The organism is Brucella sp. NBRC 113783, from assembly GCF_040372265.1.
GTDB lineage: Bacteria > Pseudomonadota > Alphaproteobacteria > Rhizobiales > Rhizobiaceae > Brucella > Brucella teleogrylli.
In genome coordinates this window covers 41,929-55,389 of record NZ_BAABRX010000004.1, presented here as the reverse complement: position 1 = coordinate 55,389, position 13,461 = coordinate 41,929, and the positions used below count along the sequence as shown (strand labels likewise).

Below are 13,461 nucleotides of genomic sequence, written 5' to 3'. Positions count from 1 at the left end.
CGCCTCCCTCAGACCGCGAGGAAAGCCGGGATACGCAGGTGCCTGCGCCCGACCTCGACGAAGAGCGGATCGCGCTTGGCGGCCCAGACCGCCGCGAAATGCCCGATGGCCCAGATGAGGAGGCCGACCAGCCAGAGGCGCAGGCCGAGGCCGACGGCCCCGGCCAGCGTTCCGTTGAGGATCGCGATGGAACGCGGTGCGCCGCCGAGCAGGATGTGCTCGGTTAGCGCCCGGTGGACCGGCACGGTGAAGCCCGGCACGTCCAGTTGCTCGAAAGCGCCCGCCATCAGACCAGCGCTCCGCCGCCGAACGAGAAGAACGACAGGAAGAAGCTCGACGCCGCGAAGGCGATCGACAGGCCGAAGACGATCTGGATCAGGCGACGGAAACCGCCCGAGGTGTCGCCGAAGGCCAGCGCGAGGCCGGTGGCGATGATGATGATGACTGCGACGATCTTGGCGACCGGCCCCTCGATCGACTGTAGGATTTTCTGGAGCGGTTCTTCCCACGGCATGGAGGAGCCGGAGGCATAGGCGGGCGGCGTGGCCGCCATCACCATGATGGTGACAAGCGCGGTCGAGGCTGCGAGGCGATCATAGGCACCGCGCAGGACCGAGGGTTTGGACGGCTTGGACAAGTTGATCGGTGGCTTCATGCGGGGTCTCCTGTGCTGGTGGGGATGGCCAAAGGGATGGCTTGGGTGACGTGGTAATCGCCGTCCGGGCCGAGCCCTTCGACGCGGGCGAGTTCGGCGAGCCGGCGCGCGGAGCCGCGGCCGGAGAGGACGGCAACGAGGTCGATGGTCTCGGCGATCAGGGCGCGCGGGACAGTGACGACGGCTTCCTGAATGAGCTGTTCGAGCCGGCGCAGCGCGCCGATGCCAGTTCCGGCATGGATTGTGCCGATGCCGCCGGGATGGCCGGTGCCCCAGGCTTTGAGCAGGTCGAGCGCTTCCGCGCCGCGCACCTCGCCGATGGGAATGCGATCCGGGCGCAGGCGCAGCGAAGAGCGGACGAGATCGGAGAGCGTGGCGACGCCTTCCTTCGTCCGCATCGAGACGAGGTTGGGCGCCGCACATTGCAGCTCGCGCGTGTCCTCGATGATGACGACGCGATCGGCCGTCTTCGCCACCTCGGCGAGCAGCGCATTGGTCAGCGTGGTCTTGCCGGTGCTCGTGCCGCCCGCAACGAGAATGTTGGCGCGAGACGCGACGGCCGCGCGCAAGGTCGCGGCCTGGTCGGCGTCCATGATCCGGGCGGCGATGTAATCGTCGAGAGTGAAGACGGCGACGGCGGGCTTGCGGATGGCGAAGGCGGGTGCCGCGACGACAGGCGGCAACAGGCCCTCGAACCGCTCGCCGGTCTCGGGGAGTTCAGCGGAGACGCGCGGGGATCGGGCGTGAACTTCCGCGCCGACGTGATGGGCGACCAGGCGCACGATGCGCTCGCCATCGGCGGCTGACAGCATCTCGCCGGTATCGGCAAGCCCCTCGGACAGCCGGTCCACCCAGATACGACCATCCGGGTTCAGCATCACTTCGACGACGGATGGTTCTTCCAGTAGCCGCGAAATGGCCGGGCCAAGCGCGGTGCGTAGCATCCGCGCGCCGCGTGCAATGGCTTCGGGTTTTTGATGGCTTGCATTCATATCGGCCCCGTTTCTCCACGAGGCGCGACAGACGGTCCCCGGATCGGGGTCGATTAAAAGAGCCTGAAATCAGGCCAGTTCAACAAGTATCGAAGGTCGTGCGGCGGTCGGCGGCCATCGGCGGCGAATAGGACGGGTGCCTGCTGGAGAATGAGCAGCACGCACCAAATCTAAAGCCGGTTACAAACGTGATACGACTCCACTGTATCCAGGCATGATATCTGCTTCGACACTTGGAAATGGGACCGGAATGCTGTTGGAGAAGGCAAAGGCGTGGGCGCGAAACCTGAAGCGCGATATCGTCGCGCTATGGATTGCCGCGCGCGATCCACGCACGCCGTTCAGCGCCAAGCTCGTAGCGGGAGCAGTCGCGGCATATGCGCTGAGCCCCATCGACCTGATCCCGGATTTCATCCCTGTGCTCGGCTATCTCGATGACCTGCTGATCGCCCCGCTGGGAATCCTCATCGCCATTCGTCTAATCCCGGAACCTCTGATGGCAGACTTCCGGCGGCAGGCGTTGGAACGAGATGGAAAGCCGAAAAGCATGGCCGCTGCCAGCGCAATCATCGTGATCTGGTTGGTTTCGATCACAGCGCTGGCCTATTGGTTGATGCGGTGACGCCAGGGTTTTGAGGCTCTGCTTCTGCCTCGGAGGGCTCGATGTCCCGCGACAGCTCTTTCAGGAATCTGTCTCCCGTCGCCAGACGCTTCCCCAGCGTTTGCATGAAACGCTCGAACCGTTCGGCCCCTTTCGCACGGGCGGAGGCTTGCGCGCTCTCCGGCAACGGCAGCGTTGAAGAGAGCCAGATATTGATGAAGAGCGAGATGGTTTCGCCCAGCACGGCGAGATCTTCGTCGAGCGTGTCGACCTGACGGCCGAGCCTGTCCAGCCTTCGCGACATGGCCGCCTCCAGCTTCTCGCTTGTATCGCCCGACAGGAAGGACGCGACGGCGGCCTCGACGATGGCGGATTTGGAGACCTTGCGGCGCATCGACAGCGCGTCGAGCTGTTTGAGCAAGGCCGGGTCGAAATAGACGTTCATGCGGGTGCGGGTTGTCATGGCGCGGTCCTCAAAGCTCTATGCCATCGCCGGGGTCCAAAGACGCTTGCCGCGCGACCATGCGCATCCGGGCGCGCATGGCGTTGGCCTTGGCGGCATCCACATCGGGTTCGTCGTCCAGCAGCTCGAATTCCTGCGCTGCCGGTGTTGGTGGCGGAACGATCTCTTCATGCTCGGGTAATTCCGGCTCGCGGCGGATGCCGGCATTGGCGGGATCGCCATCGGAGCCGCCAGCGGCGATACCCGATGCTCCTCCCGCCACGACGACGCGGCCGGACCAGTCATCGGTTGCCGCGGCATTCGCGGGCGCGGCCGTCAGCGCTGGCGGATTGACGATGCGCTCCTGCAAGCGCGCGTCCTCGAAATAGCGGGCCTTGGTCGCGCGGATCGGCGGCGTGCCCGCGACCATGACGATTTCCTCGGATGGCGGAAGCTGCATGATTTCGCCGGGCGTCAGCAGAGGCCGAGCCGTCTCCTGCCGCGACACCATGAGGTGGCCGAGCCAGGGCGAAAGCCGGTGGCCGGCATAGTTGGTGGAGTCGCGCATCTCCGTCGCCGTGCCGAGCGCGTCTGATACGCGTTTGGCGGTGCGCTCGTCGTTCGTCGCGAAGCTCACGCGCACATGGCAATTGTCGAGGATGGCGTTGTTCGGCCCGTAGGCGCGCTCGATCTGGTTGAGGCTCTGCGCGATCAGAAAACCTTTGAGACCGTAGCCGGCCATGAAGGCGAGCGCGGATTCGAAGAAGTCGAGCCGGCCCAGCGCCGGAAATTCGTCCAGCATCAGCAGCAGGCGATGGCGCTTGCCCGATGCGGTCAGCTCCTCGGTAAGCCTGCGGCCGATCTGGTTGAGGATCAGGCGAATGAGCGGCTTGGTACGGTTGATGTCGGAGGGAGGCACCACGAGGTAGAGGCTGACAGGCTTCTTGCTTCCCACAAGATCGGCGATGCGCCAGTCGCAGCGCGCCGTCACCCGCGCCACGATGGGATCGCGGTAGAGGCCGAGAAAGCTCATGGCGGTGGAGAGCACGCCCGAGCGCTCGTTGTCGGATTTGTTCAGCAACTCGCGGGCCGACGATGCAATGACGGGATGCACGCCGGCTTCGCCGAGATGCGGCGTGTCCATCATCGCGCGCAGGGTGGCTTCCACCGGGCGGCGCGGATCGGAGAGGAAATTGGCGACGCCCGCCAGTGTCTTGTCGGGCTCCGCATAGAGGACATGCAGGATCGCGCCGACCAGAAGCGAATGGCTGGTCTTTTCCCAATGGTTGCGCTTGTCGAGGCTACCTTCCGGGTCGACCAGAATATCAGCGATATTCTGCACGTCGCGGACTTCCCATTCGCCCTGCCGGACCTCCAGCAGCGGATTGTAGGCCGACGACTTCGCATTGGTCGGATCGAACAGCAGGACGCGGCCATGCCTGGCGCGAAAACCCGCCGTCAGCGTCCAGTTTTCCCCTTTGATATCGTGAACAATACAGCTTCCCGGCCAGGTCAGCAGCGTCGGCACGACGAGGCCGACGCCCTTGCCGGAGCGGGTCGGCGCGAAGCACAGGACATGCTCGGGGCCGTCATGGCGCAGATAGTCGCGATCGTAGCGGCCGAGCACGACGCCATCGGAACCGAGCAGGCCGGCGGCGCGGATTTCCCTGTCCTCGGCCCAGCGCGCCGAACCATAGGTCGCAACGTTCCGAGCCTCGCGCGAGCGGATGATCGACATCATGATCGCGGCGACGATGGCGAGGAAGCCGCCGGACACGGCGATGATGCCGCCCTCGGTGAAGATCGTGGGCGCATAAGCGTCGAAGGAGAACCACCACCAGAAGAACGCAGGTGGATAATAGACCGGCCAGCCCGCCAGCTCGAACCAAGGGTTCCCAAGCTGCGCCTGAAAGCCGAGCCGCCATGCGGTCCATTGGGTCGCCGCCCAGGTCGTCACCAGAGCGATGGTCAGAACGACGGTGATCTGACCCCATAATATTCGGCCGCCGCGCATACAGGCTCCAATCGGCAAAATGGGTGGAGCCGATCAGAGAATAGACGGTTTCGCGAGGTGCAATAGAGAAGACGGGGCCGGAGGAGAGCCGGATAGCAGCGGCGGCGAATAGGACGGTTCAGTGCAGGCTTCTGCGCCAGCGTTCTTCGGCATCCTGTTCGAGGATGCGGCGATAGCCGTTCTTTGTCATCCATTGGGCGCGGGCCAGATGACTAGCCCAGCATCGTCGGGTTCCCGCTTCGTCATTTGCGGGATCGCGGTGAAGAACGATACGGGCCACTTCCTGCCAGTCCGCGCCCTCGGCCTCGGCGTCGAGCAGGCGCATGTAAGTGACGAAATGCACCTCGTCGTAAAGGGTGATGTCCGGCCCGGTCGGCGCTTCGTCCTCTACGTTGGGGTCGAGATCCGGCTGAACGCGCATGATCGTCATCCTTTCAGACCGGGGCAATGTGTTTAAGCCCCCGGAAATATAGCCAGACAGCACTATAGCATACGAATAGGAACGATCATTCCTAGAATGATCGTTCCTATGCTGGTTTCGCTTTTGCCATGGATCTCAAGGAGATCATGGCGAGGAATCTGCGTCGGATACGTCATGCGAAAAAACTGACGCAAGAGGAACTGGCTGACCGTGCCGGCCTGAGCATGCGTTATGTCGGCGCAATCGAGCGCGGAGATGTATCCGCCAGCGTTACCGTGCTGGGCCAGATCGCCAATGCGCTCGAAGTCGATCCTGGCGAGCTGCTGAAACAATCAGTTGAGCCGGGCTGACCGTCCCATCCTGCCGGCAAGGTCCAGCAGGTTGCGAAGCGTCGCGCTCTGATTGTAGGGCGACCAGACTACGGAGAATGGTATCGGTTCGGGCTCGTCGCGGAACGGGCGGAAGACGACGCCGGGAATATCGACCAGACCCGCGGCCTGTCCGGCTATCGACACGCCGAATCCCTGCGCGATCATCTGCATCAGCGTGCAACGCTCGACATCGCAGCGCAGGATCGCGGGCGCATCTACCCAACGGCCGGCCATACGCTGGATGATGTGGTCATAGGCTTGCGGGCCCGTACCGTTATGCCGGACGAGAAAGGCTTCTCCCGCCAACTCGTCCCAGGCAATACTCTCGGTATCGGCAAGCGGATGGCTGGAAGGGAGAACCGCAACCAACGGTTCATGCCAGATGCGCCGCGAATGGCAGTCGGGAAGATCGGGAGCTCCGGCTACGAAGGCGATATCGACCCGGTCCGCGCGAAGCTGGACGATGATGTCGCGCGCGGTGCCTTCGCTGATTTCTATGGCGACGTGCGGATGGTTCTTGCGATACTGCGCAAGGAGCTGGTCGAGGAAGCTGCCGGGTGTGAGCGCATAGACGCCGACTCTGATGCAGCCGAGATCGCCGCGCGCAAAAGCCCCAGCGGTTTTAACGGCATGTTCGAGCCTATCGATTCCGGCGGCGACGCCCTCGACGAAATGCCGTCCGGCTTCGGTCAACCGGACGCCACGCGCATGGCGCTCGAAGAGGAGGATGCCAAGGTCTTCTTCCAGCGCCTTGATGCGTTCGCTGACGCTCGACGGGCTGACGCCGAGAAAGTTCGCCGCGTGACGGAAGTTCAGATATTCGGCAACGGCAAGCGTCTGGATCAGCGAGATCATCGGAATGCGGGTGCCGAGCCGTGATGGCGACTGCCAAGTTTCGGAGAGCTTTTGAAGCCGGCGCATGGTCTGGCTACCCGGATGGTCGGCTCAATTGCCAACCCCTCGCGTGCCTGCAATGCCAGCCAAAAGTGCTGGCCGCGGGACCGTTCCGTGAGGAAGCGCAATCATCGACCTCCCCTATCGCGAGTGCTCCCGCCCTCAACGCGAAAGCGCCGCCACGCGATCAAGAGCCGTGCCGAATCCCTGGAGCGAAATGGAGAACGGCGCTGCCGCGCCGCCATCCGCCGTGGCCTTGATCTTGAGGGCCGCACCAGCACGAAGGGCTACAATCGTCGCCGCGTCAAAATTGACGTTGACGAGGCATCCACCTGGGACACAGGTGCGGAAGCGCAACGGCTGCATTGCCGGCTTTTCATCGATCTGGAAGGTGACGCCGGAACCGAGCGCGAGACCGAATGGAAGCACGAGCGTTCCAGTGACGACGTTGCCTACCGGAGCGGAAAGCTCAATCGCGAGGACACGCTGTCCATTCTGCTGTGCCTGGGCCTGCGAAAACACACAGCGCTTGGCGTTGTTGATGATCTGGCAAGCGACCCGCCAGTCCTTGTAGGTCTCATTAAGTGAGGATGCACCGCCCGGCAGGGTCGATGCCGCTACGCCGCCGACCTGGCTGTTCGTCTGTGCCTGTGCCAGCTCGAAGCGCTGCGGGGCAGGATCGGCATCCGACGAGGTGAACAGGGAATCCGGTCCGGACGAAGACTGCGCCCCGCTCGGGATCGCGTAGATGGCTGCGGCAGCAATGATCGCTGTCGCAGCAAGGGAGGAAATGCCGAGAAACTTCTTGCTCATCATGCGAGCGCCTTTCGTTCGTTCGCGCGCAGCGCATTGAGATCAAGGAGGTTCTGGAAACTGCGCTGTGACAGGAGGTGGAGAGTCACCAGGTCGAGCCAGCCCTTTACATGCCAATCAGCGACGGTCTTTGCGGGCAACGCGCGGAATGCTTTCTCGTCCACGGACTGGAAGCCGTTGACCTGATGCCGCGAAGCGTCAGGAAGCTGGAAGTCCGCGTGATAGGGCGTGAGCAGCTTGGCGGCGATCAGTGCCTGGCAGAAGGCGACCGTGGCTGCGTGGTCCATGTGATAGGCATGGCAAAAGGCCATTGCCGATTTGGCGGTCGTGGTTGCATTGCCATCGGCATCGAACAGGCGCTCGGCATTTTTGTGCGTGGACGCGCACGCGACGAAGCGTTCGCTCCTCCGATCGACGCTCAGAAATTGCCGCGTCCTGTCCTGGGTCTCGGTAACGATGAAAGGATAGCGGCGCAGATAAGCCGGGATATAGGTGCCCGGACGCCAGGTGCCGTCAAGCGCGACGAAGAGATTGTCGTGCCGCCGGATACCGACCAATGCGATTGGCGGTGCGTTGTCTTCCATGGCGAAGACAATCGGATAGTGCCGCATCGCAACAGCAAACTCGCTAATGCAGAGCGGAACAGCAACGGCTTCGCGCGCGAAATCGAAGTTTCGGGCCGGCAACAGGGCAGCTTCGCCGTGCTCCTCGAAACGAAGAAGTACCGGCTCCTTATAGAAGAGAGGAAGAGGCCCGTTGTCCCGCTTCTCGGGAATAGGAGTGTTATCTGCTTTCACTTTGAAACCACCCGGCGCGTGGCGCCACAAATATTGAAGGCTCGTCTGCCGCCGACAAAGGTCGTTGGAAGTGTCTCGCTTCCACGACAGGTTTTCCACAATCGGCTTGATGTGTTGTGTAGAGCGCTTCCCACCAGATGCGCTCCATTTCGGCTGTAAAACAGTCGCCGAGACTTCGGCGAAGCGTCCATACCAATGTTTCCGCCAGCGCCTCATAATACGTGTCGATCAGCCGACAGATCTTATGCGTACCGGTCAGAGCCCGGACAGTAACCCGTATCGATCCGAAATGCCGGACCTCGCAAAGCATGACCGTTAGAGTCTGCATAAGGCTGCGTTCGGCCGGATCGATGTCTGCGGCAAAGACACGGTAAATATCGGGATACGCCTCAAGAAGGCGCGAATTGAACAAATTGTCCACCCGCTCCGTTGCCGGAATCAACTTCGACAGGCTCTCCAGAATCTGGGACACGGAGTGTTCTTCCATCCATTTTACCTCATAACCGGTTGGCTTTGAAGGATCGATGATCAATGACGCTCAGTCCGGAGTGCTCATCAGATGGATATTCATCGTCCGCTGCGCGAATATCTGTCACCTGCTGCTCAACGAGCTGCAATCGCCTATTAAGCGACACGTACATAGCGATTATTGTGGCGAGGAGTCCCGCTGCCGAGACAATGTCCAAAATTCCGAACGATCGATCGATGTAGATACTGGCCACGACCCAAAGTGCAGCGATCGACGCAAGGAAGAACGGCAGAATGACGGCGATATCTTCTTCATCAATTTCTTCTTCATCGTCATGCGGAGGATAGTCGAGTAATTTTGCCACGCATCAAACTCCTTCGCGGCTAATTCATCGGCTGTTGGCACCAGCTTCGGCGCCAACAGCGAATTACTGATTTGCGAAAGACCAATCAGAACTTCGCGCTGAAATTGGCTTTGAACGATTGGTCGACAATGCCGGACCCAAACTGTCCGCCATAGGTGACGCCGATCACGGCGGATGGCGTCAGCGCGAAGTCGAGACCTGCTTCCACCACGGCAGCATCGCGCGCGATCGGCACGCCTGCGACGGTGAAGGCATCGCCGCCGCCGGCGAAGCGCATGGTCGAGGTCGGCGTCACATCGTCGAAGGCATGGCGCCAGCCGACCATGCCCTTCGCCGTAACCGAGGCGCCGTTCAGATCAAAGGTCGTCGAGCCACGCAGGCCGAGCGTCGTGAAGGTCGTATCGGTGCTGGCAGATCCGCTGGTAAGCGCCGCAGCCCCACCAGTCTCGCGGAAGCTGTCGGTGTGCAGGTTCACAAAGGCGAGGTTGGCGAAGGGCTCGAAGCGGGCAGCGCCCATGCTGAAGCCATAGGCCAGTTCGCCGAAGACCTGCGCCGTGCCGGCGTTGTAGTCTCCCTTCAGGCTTTCGCTGAAGCCGGGGAAGGCAACGCTACGACTGGTCGAGATATCGTGCCAGGTATAGGCCGCGCCAGACCGGAAGGCGAGATCGCCCCAAGCCGTTCCGCCGTAGAGGCCGACATGGTAATTGTCGCTCGAACCCGACGAGTGGCGGTCCTTCGCATCGAAGCTGGTGCTGCTATAGCCTGCGACCGCGCCGAAGCGCCAGGTGTCAAACACCGGAGCGTCGGCGCCGAAGAAGAAGCCGCCGGTTTTGCGGTTGAGACGCGCAGCATTCCCGTCGCCCTCCGTATGCCCCCAGGAACCGAAACCCTGGCCCCAGACCGCGAAGCGATCCGAATTGGCTGCAACCGGCTGCGGCACACCGTTTTCATAGGTCACCGCTGCGCCCGACGCACCCACGCCGTCGAAGGCCGCGCGGAGACGATCGTTCACAGCGTTGCGAAGGAAGCGGCTGTCTTCGATCAAAGCTGTCTTGGCGGAAGCGTGGATCTCGCCCGAAAGCTGCTCGAAAGCATAGCGTGCCTGTTCAGCCGAAAGGTTCAGGACGGCATCATAGACTGCATTACCCTCGCTCAGGCTCTCGACGCCGCCGCCGGTGGCGATCTGGTTGCGGGTGACGCCCACATTCTCGAACGTGGTGCCGTTACGCGTCATCGTCAGATAGACGTTGTTGTCGTCGTAGCTGAGCGAAGGGTCGAGGAAGGCGAGGTTCGAAGTGATACCCTCGGTGAAGGTCCCGGTCACGCCACCGTCGGCAGTCAGGATCGTATACTGCGTGGCGGCAGCATAGTTGCCCGTTCCGGCAATGACCCGAACGGCGCCGCCATCGATCGTAGCGGTTCCCGAGACGTCGATCAGGTCCGACTGGCCTTCATTGTTGACGTCGACGAGATAGGTCGACCCGCCGTAGAAACGGATGTTGCCGTTGACGCTGAGCGTACCGAGCGAACTGCCCGGTGCTACGGTGGCACCGGAATTGACGGCGGTTGTACCGACAGTACCGTCGCCCATAAGGACGGTGCCATCGTACAAGGCCAGATGGCCGCCGAGTTTTCCATCAACCTGCAGTCCACCGGTGAACACAGCAGTGTCGCCCTCAAATGCCGAACTGTCACCTGTCAGACGAAGCAGGTTTCCGTTGCCGACGGTGACCCGCAGACCTCCACTACCTGAGATCGTGCCACGATAGGTGCCGCTGCCGTCCTGCTCGAACTGCATGAAGCTGCTGTCAGCAATCGAAACGTTGCCGCCGAACAGATCGGTTCTGGACACCAGACGGCCTGCGTCGATCACCCAGTCGAGATCGCTGCGCCCGGCAAGGGTAAGTGTTCCCGAGCCGGACTTCTCCATGGTGCCGCGACCATAGATATTGCCCTCGAAGACGGCGTCGCTCCACTGATCGAACACGACATGGCCGTTGTTACCGATGTTGTTGCGGATGCTGTCGGTATCGCCCACGAGCGTGCCGGCCCGCACGATGGTGTCGCCGCGGTAGCTGTTGTTGCCGGTGAGCACCAAGGTGCCGAGATCGTCCTTGACCAGCGCGCCGTCGCCGCGCAGGTCGGAGGCAATCGTCGCGACATAGTTGGCGCCCGCCTGCGAGCCATCGCCGACGCGGATGACGGATTCCGCCGCCGCGAGGGTGATGGCATCACCTTCGACACGGTAACCGTCGACGGCGAACTGCATGCCGGTAACCGAGATTTGGCCATTGGCACCGTTGACGAGGACCGTGCCTGCATCGCCCTGAAACACGGCAAAACGGCTGCCCCAGTCATGGTTCGCATCACCATTCGTGGTCGTCCAGTTCTCTGTTCCGTTGGTCCAGGTGCCGCTTCCGCCAGAGATTACACCATCCGCAATCAGGTTCGGACCGTCCCAGAACAGTATATCCGGACGCGGGTCAGGCCCTGGGCCGGGATCGCCGCCCACGACGACGTTCACCTGCTTGTCGATGGCGGTCTGAATCTCGATATCGCCGATGCCGTACTGGCTGCCATCGGGCACGCCGACGACTTCCATCCCGTTGTCGGTCAGGACGCCGCCATAGTTGAAGAGACGGTAGACGCCTTGACCGAATTCGCCGGTACCGTCGGCAATGGTGAGCCGCCCGTCGAGCGTGAGATCGCCTTCCACCTCGAAGAATGCCGTTGTGTTCGGTGCACCGACCAGAATCTCGACGTCGGAATTTTCGTTGAGCGTCAGGCTGCCCATCGTTAGCGTGCGGTCGTGTCGGCCGTAAAGACGACCGCCATCAGCAACCTCGACGTCGCCGCCAATGCGACCCGAGCCGGTGACGGTGCCGCCGAACTCCACATCGACACTGCCGCTATAGTTGCCGTCAAAGGACAACCCGCCTCCGCGGACGATCGCACCTGGGGCATCAAGGCTCTCGCCGGTAAGGCGAACGGTTCCTTGGCCGACCTTGTGGATGAGGTGATTGTGACCGGAAATGACGCCGGACAGGGTGCTGAGATCGTTATTGTCGAGATTGATGCTGTCTTCGAGCAGCATATTCTGGGCGATAGTGACGCCGTTCGACAGTTCGAGGGTGTTGCGGCCTTCCGCCGTTCTTTTGAAGGTCACCTGATCGCCAAGACCGAAGGCATTGTTCCGGCCTGCCAGAACCCGGCCGCCTTCGATCACAGTTTCGCCCGTGTAGGTGTTTTCGCGAAGCAGTTCGAGTGTGCCAGTGCCGAGTTTGCGCAGTCCGCCAGCGCCGCTGATCACGCTCGATACGCGCGAATTTCCATTGAAAGCACCGACGGAAAGTGTTGTGCCATCACCGAGAACAACTGATCCCCCAAAGCCATCGAGACGATCGATCGTTTCGCTCTGCGCTAGACGCAGCGTGCCGTAGTCGCTGATACTCAGTAGATTGGTGTCGGCGATCGCATCGCCGCTGTCGAGCACGAGTGTGCCGTATTGGATGCTGGTATCGCCCGTATAGGTATTTTGCCCAGTCAGAGTGAGGGTCCCGTTACCGTACTTCGTCAAACGGCCTCCACCGGTGATCGTGCCTGCCAACGTCGCCGATCTCCCCGGATCAACATCGATAGCCGCTCCGGCTGTGCCCGAAATGAGAATGTCGTTGGCTAGGTTCTGCCCGTCGGTGCGAAAATCCAAACCGGAGGCTGACGAACCGTTAGAAGTGAATTCGATCGCACCCGTTCCAACAGCTGCGGCGCTATCAACAATTAGAGTCCCATAAGCAACCTCGGTGCCGCCGGAGTAGTCGCTGACACCCGTGAGGACGAGCCCCCCAGCGCCGGTTTTCCTCAAGCGCAACGTTCCCGCACCGTCGCGAAGGCCTCCGTTTATTACGCCGGTTGTGACGCTGAACGTCGCAGTGGTTCCCGCGCTGTCATTGAGCACAAAACCGCGACTTCCCCGCTGAAAATTGTAAAAACTGAGATCGCTGCCGGCGAGATCCAGAACGCCGTCGCCAACCAGGGCAACGCGGGTGCCATGTTGCGCGAAATATTCGCGTGCTGCGGAGTCCTCACCAAACTGGAAACGCCCATCCCACAGTCGCAATAATCCAGCGTATGATCCTGGCGAGGTTTGAATGCCGGTTACTGTTTCAGGCGAGAAGATGATCGTGCCGTGATCGCCACCTCCCGATCCCAAATCCAAAGTCGAACCAGACGTCTGGAAACTCAGGTTGCCGCCGTAGGTCGCGATGGTGCCCGCGGCGGTCGACATGGTAACCACCGTATTGATCGCGATGTCTTCGTCATAGATGCCGCTTTGCGTATAGCGGTAGTGCGCTTGCTGGGCCTGCACGGTCGCAAGCGGCAGCAGTGCGCTCATGAGCGCCGTGGCGCAAAGGAGGCGGCTTTTACGGTTCAATGAAATGGAATGCGTCGCGTCGCGGGTCAATACCATGGTGCTACTCTCGTAATGTGTGGTGTCTTCAGTGGATTCGGATCAAGCGAGGCGCGTATAGGCAGGCGGCTCTCGAAACCGCGCGCACGGGTTCAAAAGGAAGCACGCCGACCGACCTGTGGCCGGTGACCTCACCTCGATTGCGCGCTTGTGATCGACA

14 protein-coding genes are annotated in these 13,461 nt (G+C 61.8%); 2 read left to right on the top strand and 12 right to left on the bottom strand.

What is annotated here, in order from left to right:
* Positions 1-8: 8 nt before the first annotated feature.
* The 3 genes from ABWW11_RS14505 to trbB all read right to left on the bottom strand — a co-directional run bounded on the left by ABWW11_RS14505 (position 9) and on the right by trbB (position 1,647).
* Positions 9-287 (bottom strand): VirB3 family type IV secretion system protein, encoded by a 279-nt coding sequence (locus tag ABWW11_RS14505; protein ID WP_319080635.1) that lies wholly within the window; start codon positions 285-287, stop codon positions 9-11.
* A complete protein-coding gene (locus ABWW11_RS14500; protein WP_052152754.1) occupies positions 287-559 on the bottom strand; it encodes a TrbC/VirB2 family type IV secretion system protein in 273 nt (90 codons plus the stop codon). Before ABWW11_RS14500 ends, ABWW11_RS14505 begins: the two co-directional genes overlap by 1 nt.
* A 92-nt stretch (positions 560-651) precedes the next feature.
* Positions 652-1,647: a P-type conjugative transfer ATPase TrbB gene (gene trbB / locus ABWW11_RS14495; protein WP_319080636.1), complete on the bottom strand. Its 996-nt coding sequence runs from the start codon at positions 1,645-1,647 to the stop codon at positions 652-654.
* A 250-nt stretch (positions 1,648-1,897) separates the two neighbouring features.
* Between trbB and ABWW11_RS14490 the strand changes: the two genes are divergently transcribed.
* Positions 1,898-2,269 (top strand): YkvA family protein, encoded by a 372-nt coding sequence (locus ABWW11_RS14490; protein ID WP_319080637.1) that lies wholly within the window; start codon positions 1,898-1,900, stop codon positions 2,267-2,269.
* Here the strand turns inward: ABWW11_RS14490 and ABWW11_RS14485 are convergent.
* From ABWW11_RS14485 to ABWW11_RS14475, 3 genes are all read right to left on the bottom strand, one after another.
* Positions 2,238-2,711 carry a ribbon-helix-helix domain-containing protein gene (locus tag ABWW11_RS14485; RefSeq protein WP_313665926.1) on the bottom strand — a complete coding sequence of 158 codons (474 nt, stop codon included), beginning with the start codon at positions 2,709-2,711 and terminating at the stop codon, positions 2,238-2,240. The two genes, ABWW11_RS14490 and ABWW11_RS14485, sit on opposite strands and share 32 nt — an antisense overlap.
* 10 nt (positions 2,712-2,721) lie before the next feature.
* Complete coding sequence (locus ABWW11_RS14480) at positions 2,722-4,704, bottom strand: conjugal transfer protein TraG (protein WP_319080638.1); 1,983 nt, start codon at positions 4,702-4,704, stop codon at positions 2,722-2,724.
* A gap of 118 nt (positions 4,705-4,822) precedes the next feature.
* On the bottom strand, positions 4,823-5,125 hold the full coding sequence (locus tag ABWW11_RS14475; RefSeq protein WP_319080639.1) for a DNA -binding domain-containing protein: 303 nt from the start codon (positions 5,123-5,125) through the stop codon (positions 4,823-4,825).
* A 128-nt stretch (positions 5,126-5,253) separates the two neighbouring features.
* Here ABWW11_RS14475 and ABWW11_RS14470 point away from each other — a divergent pair, with 128 nt between their 5' ends.
* Entirely contained in the window at positions 5,254-5,475 is a 222-nt protein-coding gene (locus ABWW11_RS14470) for a helix-turn-helix domain-containing protein (RefSeq protein WP_313665921.1), read from the top strand.
* Here ABWW11_RS14470 and ABWW11_RS14465 read toward each other — a convergent pair.
* The 6 genes from ABWW11_RS14465 to ABWW11_RS14440 form a co-directional block, all read right to left on the bottom strand.
* Positions 5,458-6,417, bottom strand: a complete 960-nt coding sequence (locus tag ABWW11_RS14465) for a LysR family transcriptional regulator (RefSeq protein WP_313665919.1) — start codon at positions 6,415-6,417, stop codon at positions 5,458-5,460. The two genes, ABWW11_RS14470 and ABWW11_RS14465, sit on opposite strands and share 18 nt — an antisense overlap.
* 135 nt (positions 6,418-6,552) lie before the next feature.
* Positions 6,553-7,206 (bottom strand): invasion associated locus B family protein, encoded by a 654-nt coding sequence (locus ABWW11_RS14460; protein WP_319080640.1) that lies wholly within the window; start codon positions 7,204-7,206, stop codon positions 6,553-6,555.
* Positions 7,203-8,000: a SapC family protein gene (locus tag ABWW11_RS14455; protein ID WP_313665915.1), complete on the bottom strand. Its 798-nt coding sequence runs from the start codon at positions 7,998-8,000 to the stop codon at positions 7,203-7,205. Before ABWW11_RS14455 ends, ABWW11_RS14460 begins: the two co-directional genes overlap by 4 nt.
* Positions 7,987-8,472, bottom strand: a complete 486-nt coding sequence (locus ABWW11_RS14450; protein WP_313665913.1) for a globin family protein — start codon at positions 8,470-8,472, stop codon at positions 7,987-7,989. The genes ABWW11_RS14455 and ABWW11_RS14450 overlap by 14 nt, the downstream gene beginning before the upstream one ends.
* 25 nt (positions 8,473-8,497) lie before the next feature.
* Positions 8,498-8,833: a hypothetical protein gene (locus ABWW11_RS14445; protein ID WP_313665911.1), complete on the bottom strand. Its 336-nt coding sequence runs from the start codon at positions 8,831-8,833 to the stop codon at positions 8,498-8,500.
* An 85-nt stretch (positions 8,834-8,918) separates the two neighbouring features.
* Positions 8,919-13,301 carry an autotransporter domain-containing protein gene (locus ABWW11_RS14440; RefSeq protein ID WP_319080641.1) on the bottom strand — a complete coding sequence of 1,461 codons (4,383 nt, stop codon included), beginning with the start codon at positions 13,299-13,301 and terminating at the stop codon, positions 8,919-8,921.
* Positions 13,302-13,461: the final 160 nt, after the last annotated feature.

Coding starts and splice junctions, on each gene's coding strand:
- ABWW11_RS14505 (WP_319080635.1), bottom strand. CDS start 287: ATGGCGGGCGCTTTCGAGCAACTGGACGTGCCGGGCTTCACCGTGCCG.
- ABWW11_RS14500 (WP_052152754.1), bottom strand. CDS start 559: ATGGTGATGGCGGCCACGCCGCCCGCCTATGCCTCCGGCTCCTCCATG.
- trbB (WP_319080636.1), bottom strand. CDS start 1,647: ATGAATGCAAGCCATCAAAAACCCGAAGCCATTGCACGCGGCGCGCGG.
- ABWW11_RS14490 (WP_319080637.1), top strand. CDS start 1,898: ATGCTGTTGGAGAAGGCAAAGGCGTGGGCGCGAAACCTGAAGCGCGAT.
- ABWW11_RS14485 (WP_313665926.1), bottom strand. CDS start 2,711: ATGACAACCCGCACCCGCATGAACGTCTATTTCGACCCGGCCTTGCTC.
- ABWW11_RS14480 (WP_319080638.1), bottom strand. CDS start 4,704: ATGCGCGGCGGCCGAATATTATGGGGTCAGATCACCGTCGTTCTGACC.
- ABWW11_RS14475 (WP_319080639.1), bottom strand. CDS start 5,125: ATGCGCGTTCAGCCGGATCTCGACCCCAACGTAGAGGACGAAGCGCCG.
- ABWW11_RS14470 (WP_313665921.1), top strand. CDS start 5,254: ATGGATCTCAAGGAGATCATGGCGAGGAATCTGCGTCGGATACGTCAT.
- ABWW11_RS14465 (WP_313665919.1), bottom strand. CDS start 6,417: ATGCGCCGGCTTCAAAAGCTCTCCGAAACTTGGCAGTCGCCATCACGG.
- ABWW11_RS14460 (WP_319080640.1), bottom strand. CDS start 7,206: ATGATGAGCAAGAAGTTTCTCGGCATTTCCTCCCTTGCTGCGACAGCG.
- ABWW11_RS14440 (WP_319080641.1), bottom strand. CDS start 13,301: ATGGTATTGACCCGCGACGCGACGCATTCCATTTCATTGAACCGTAAA.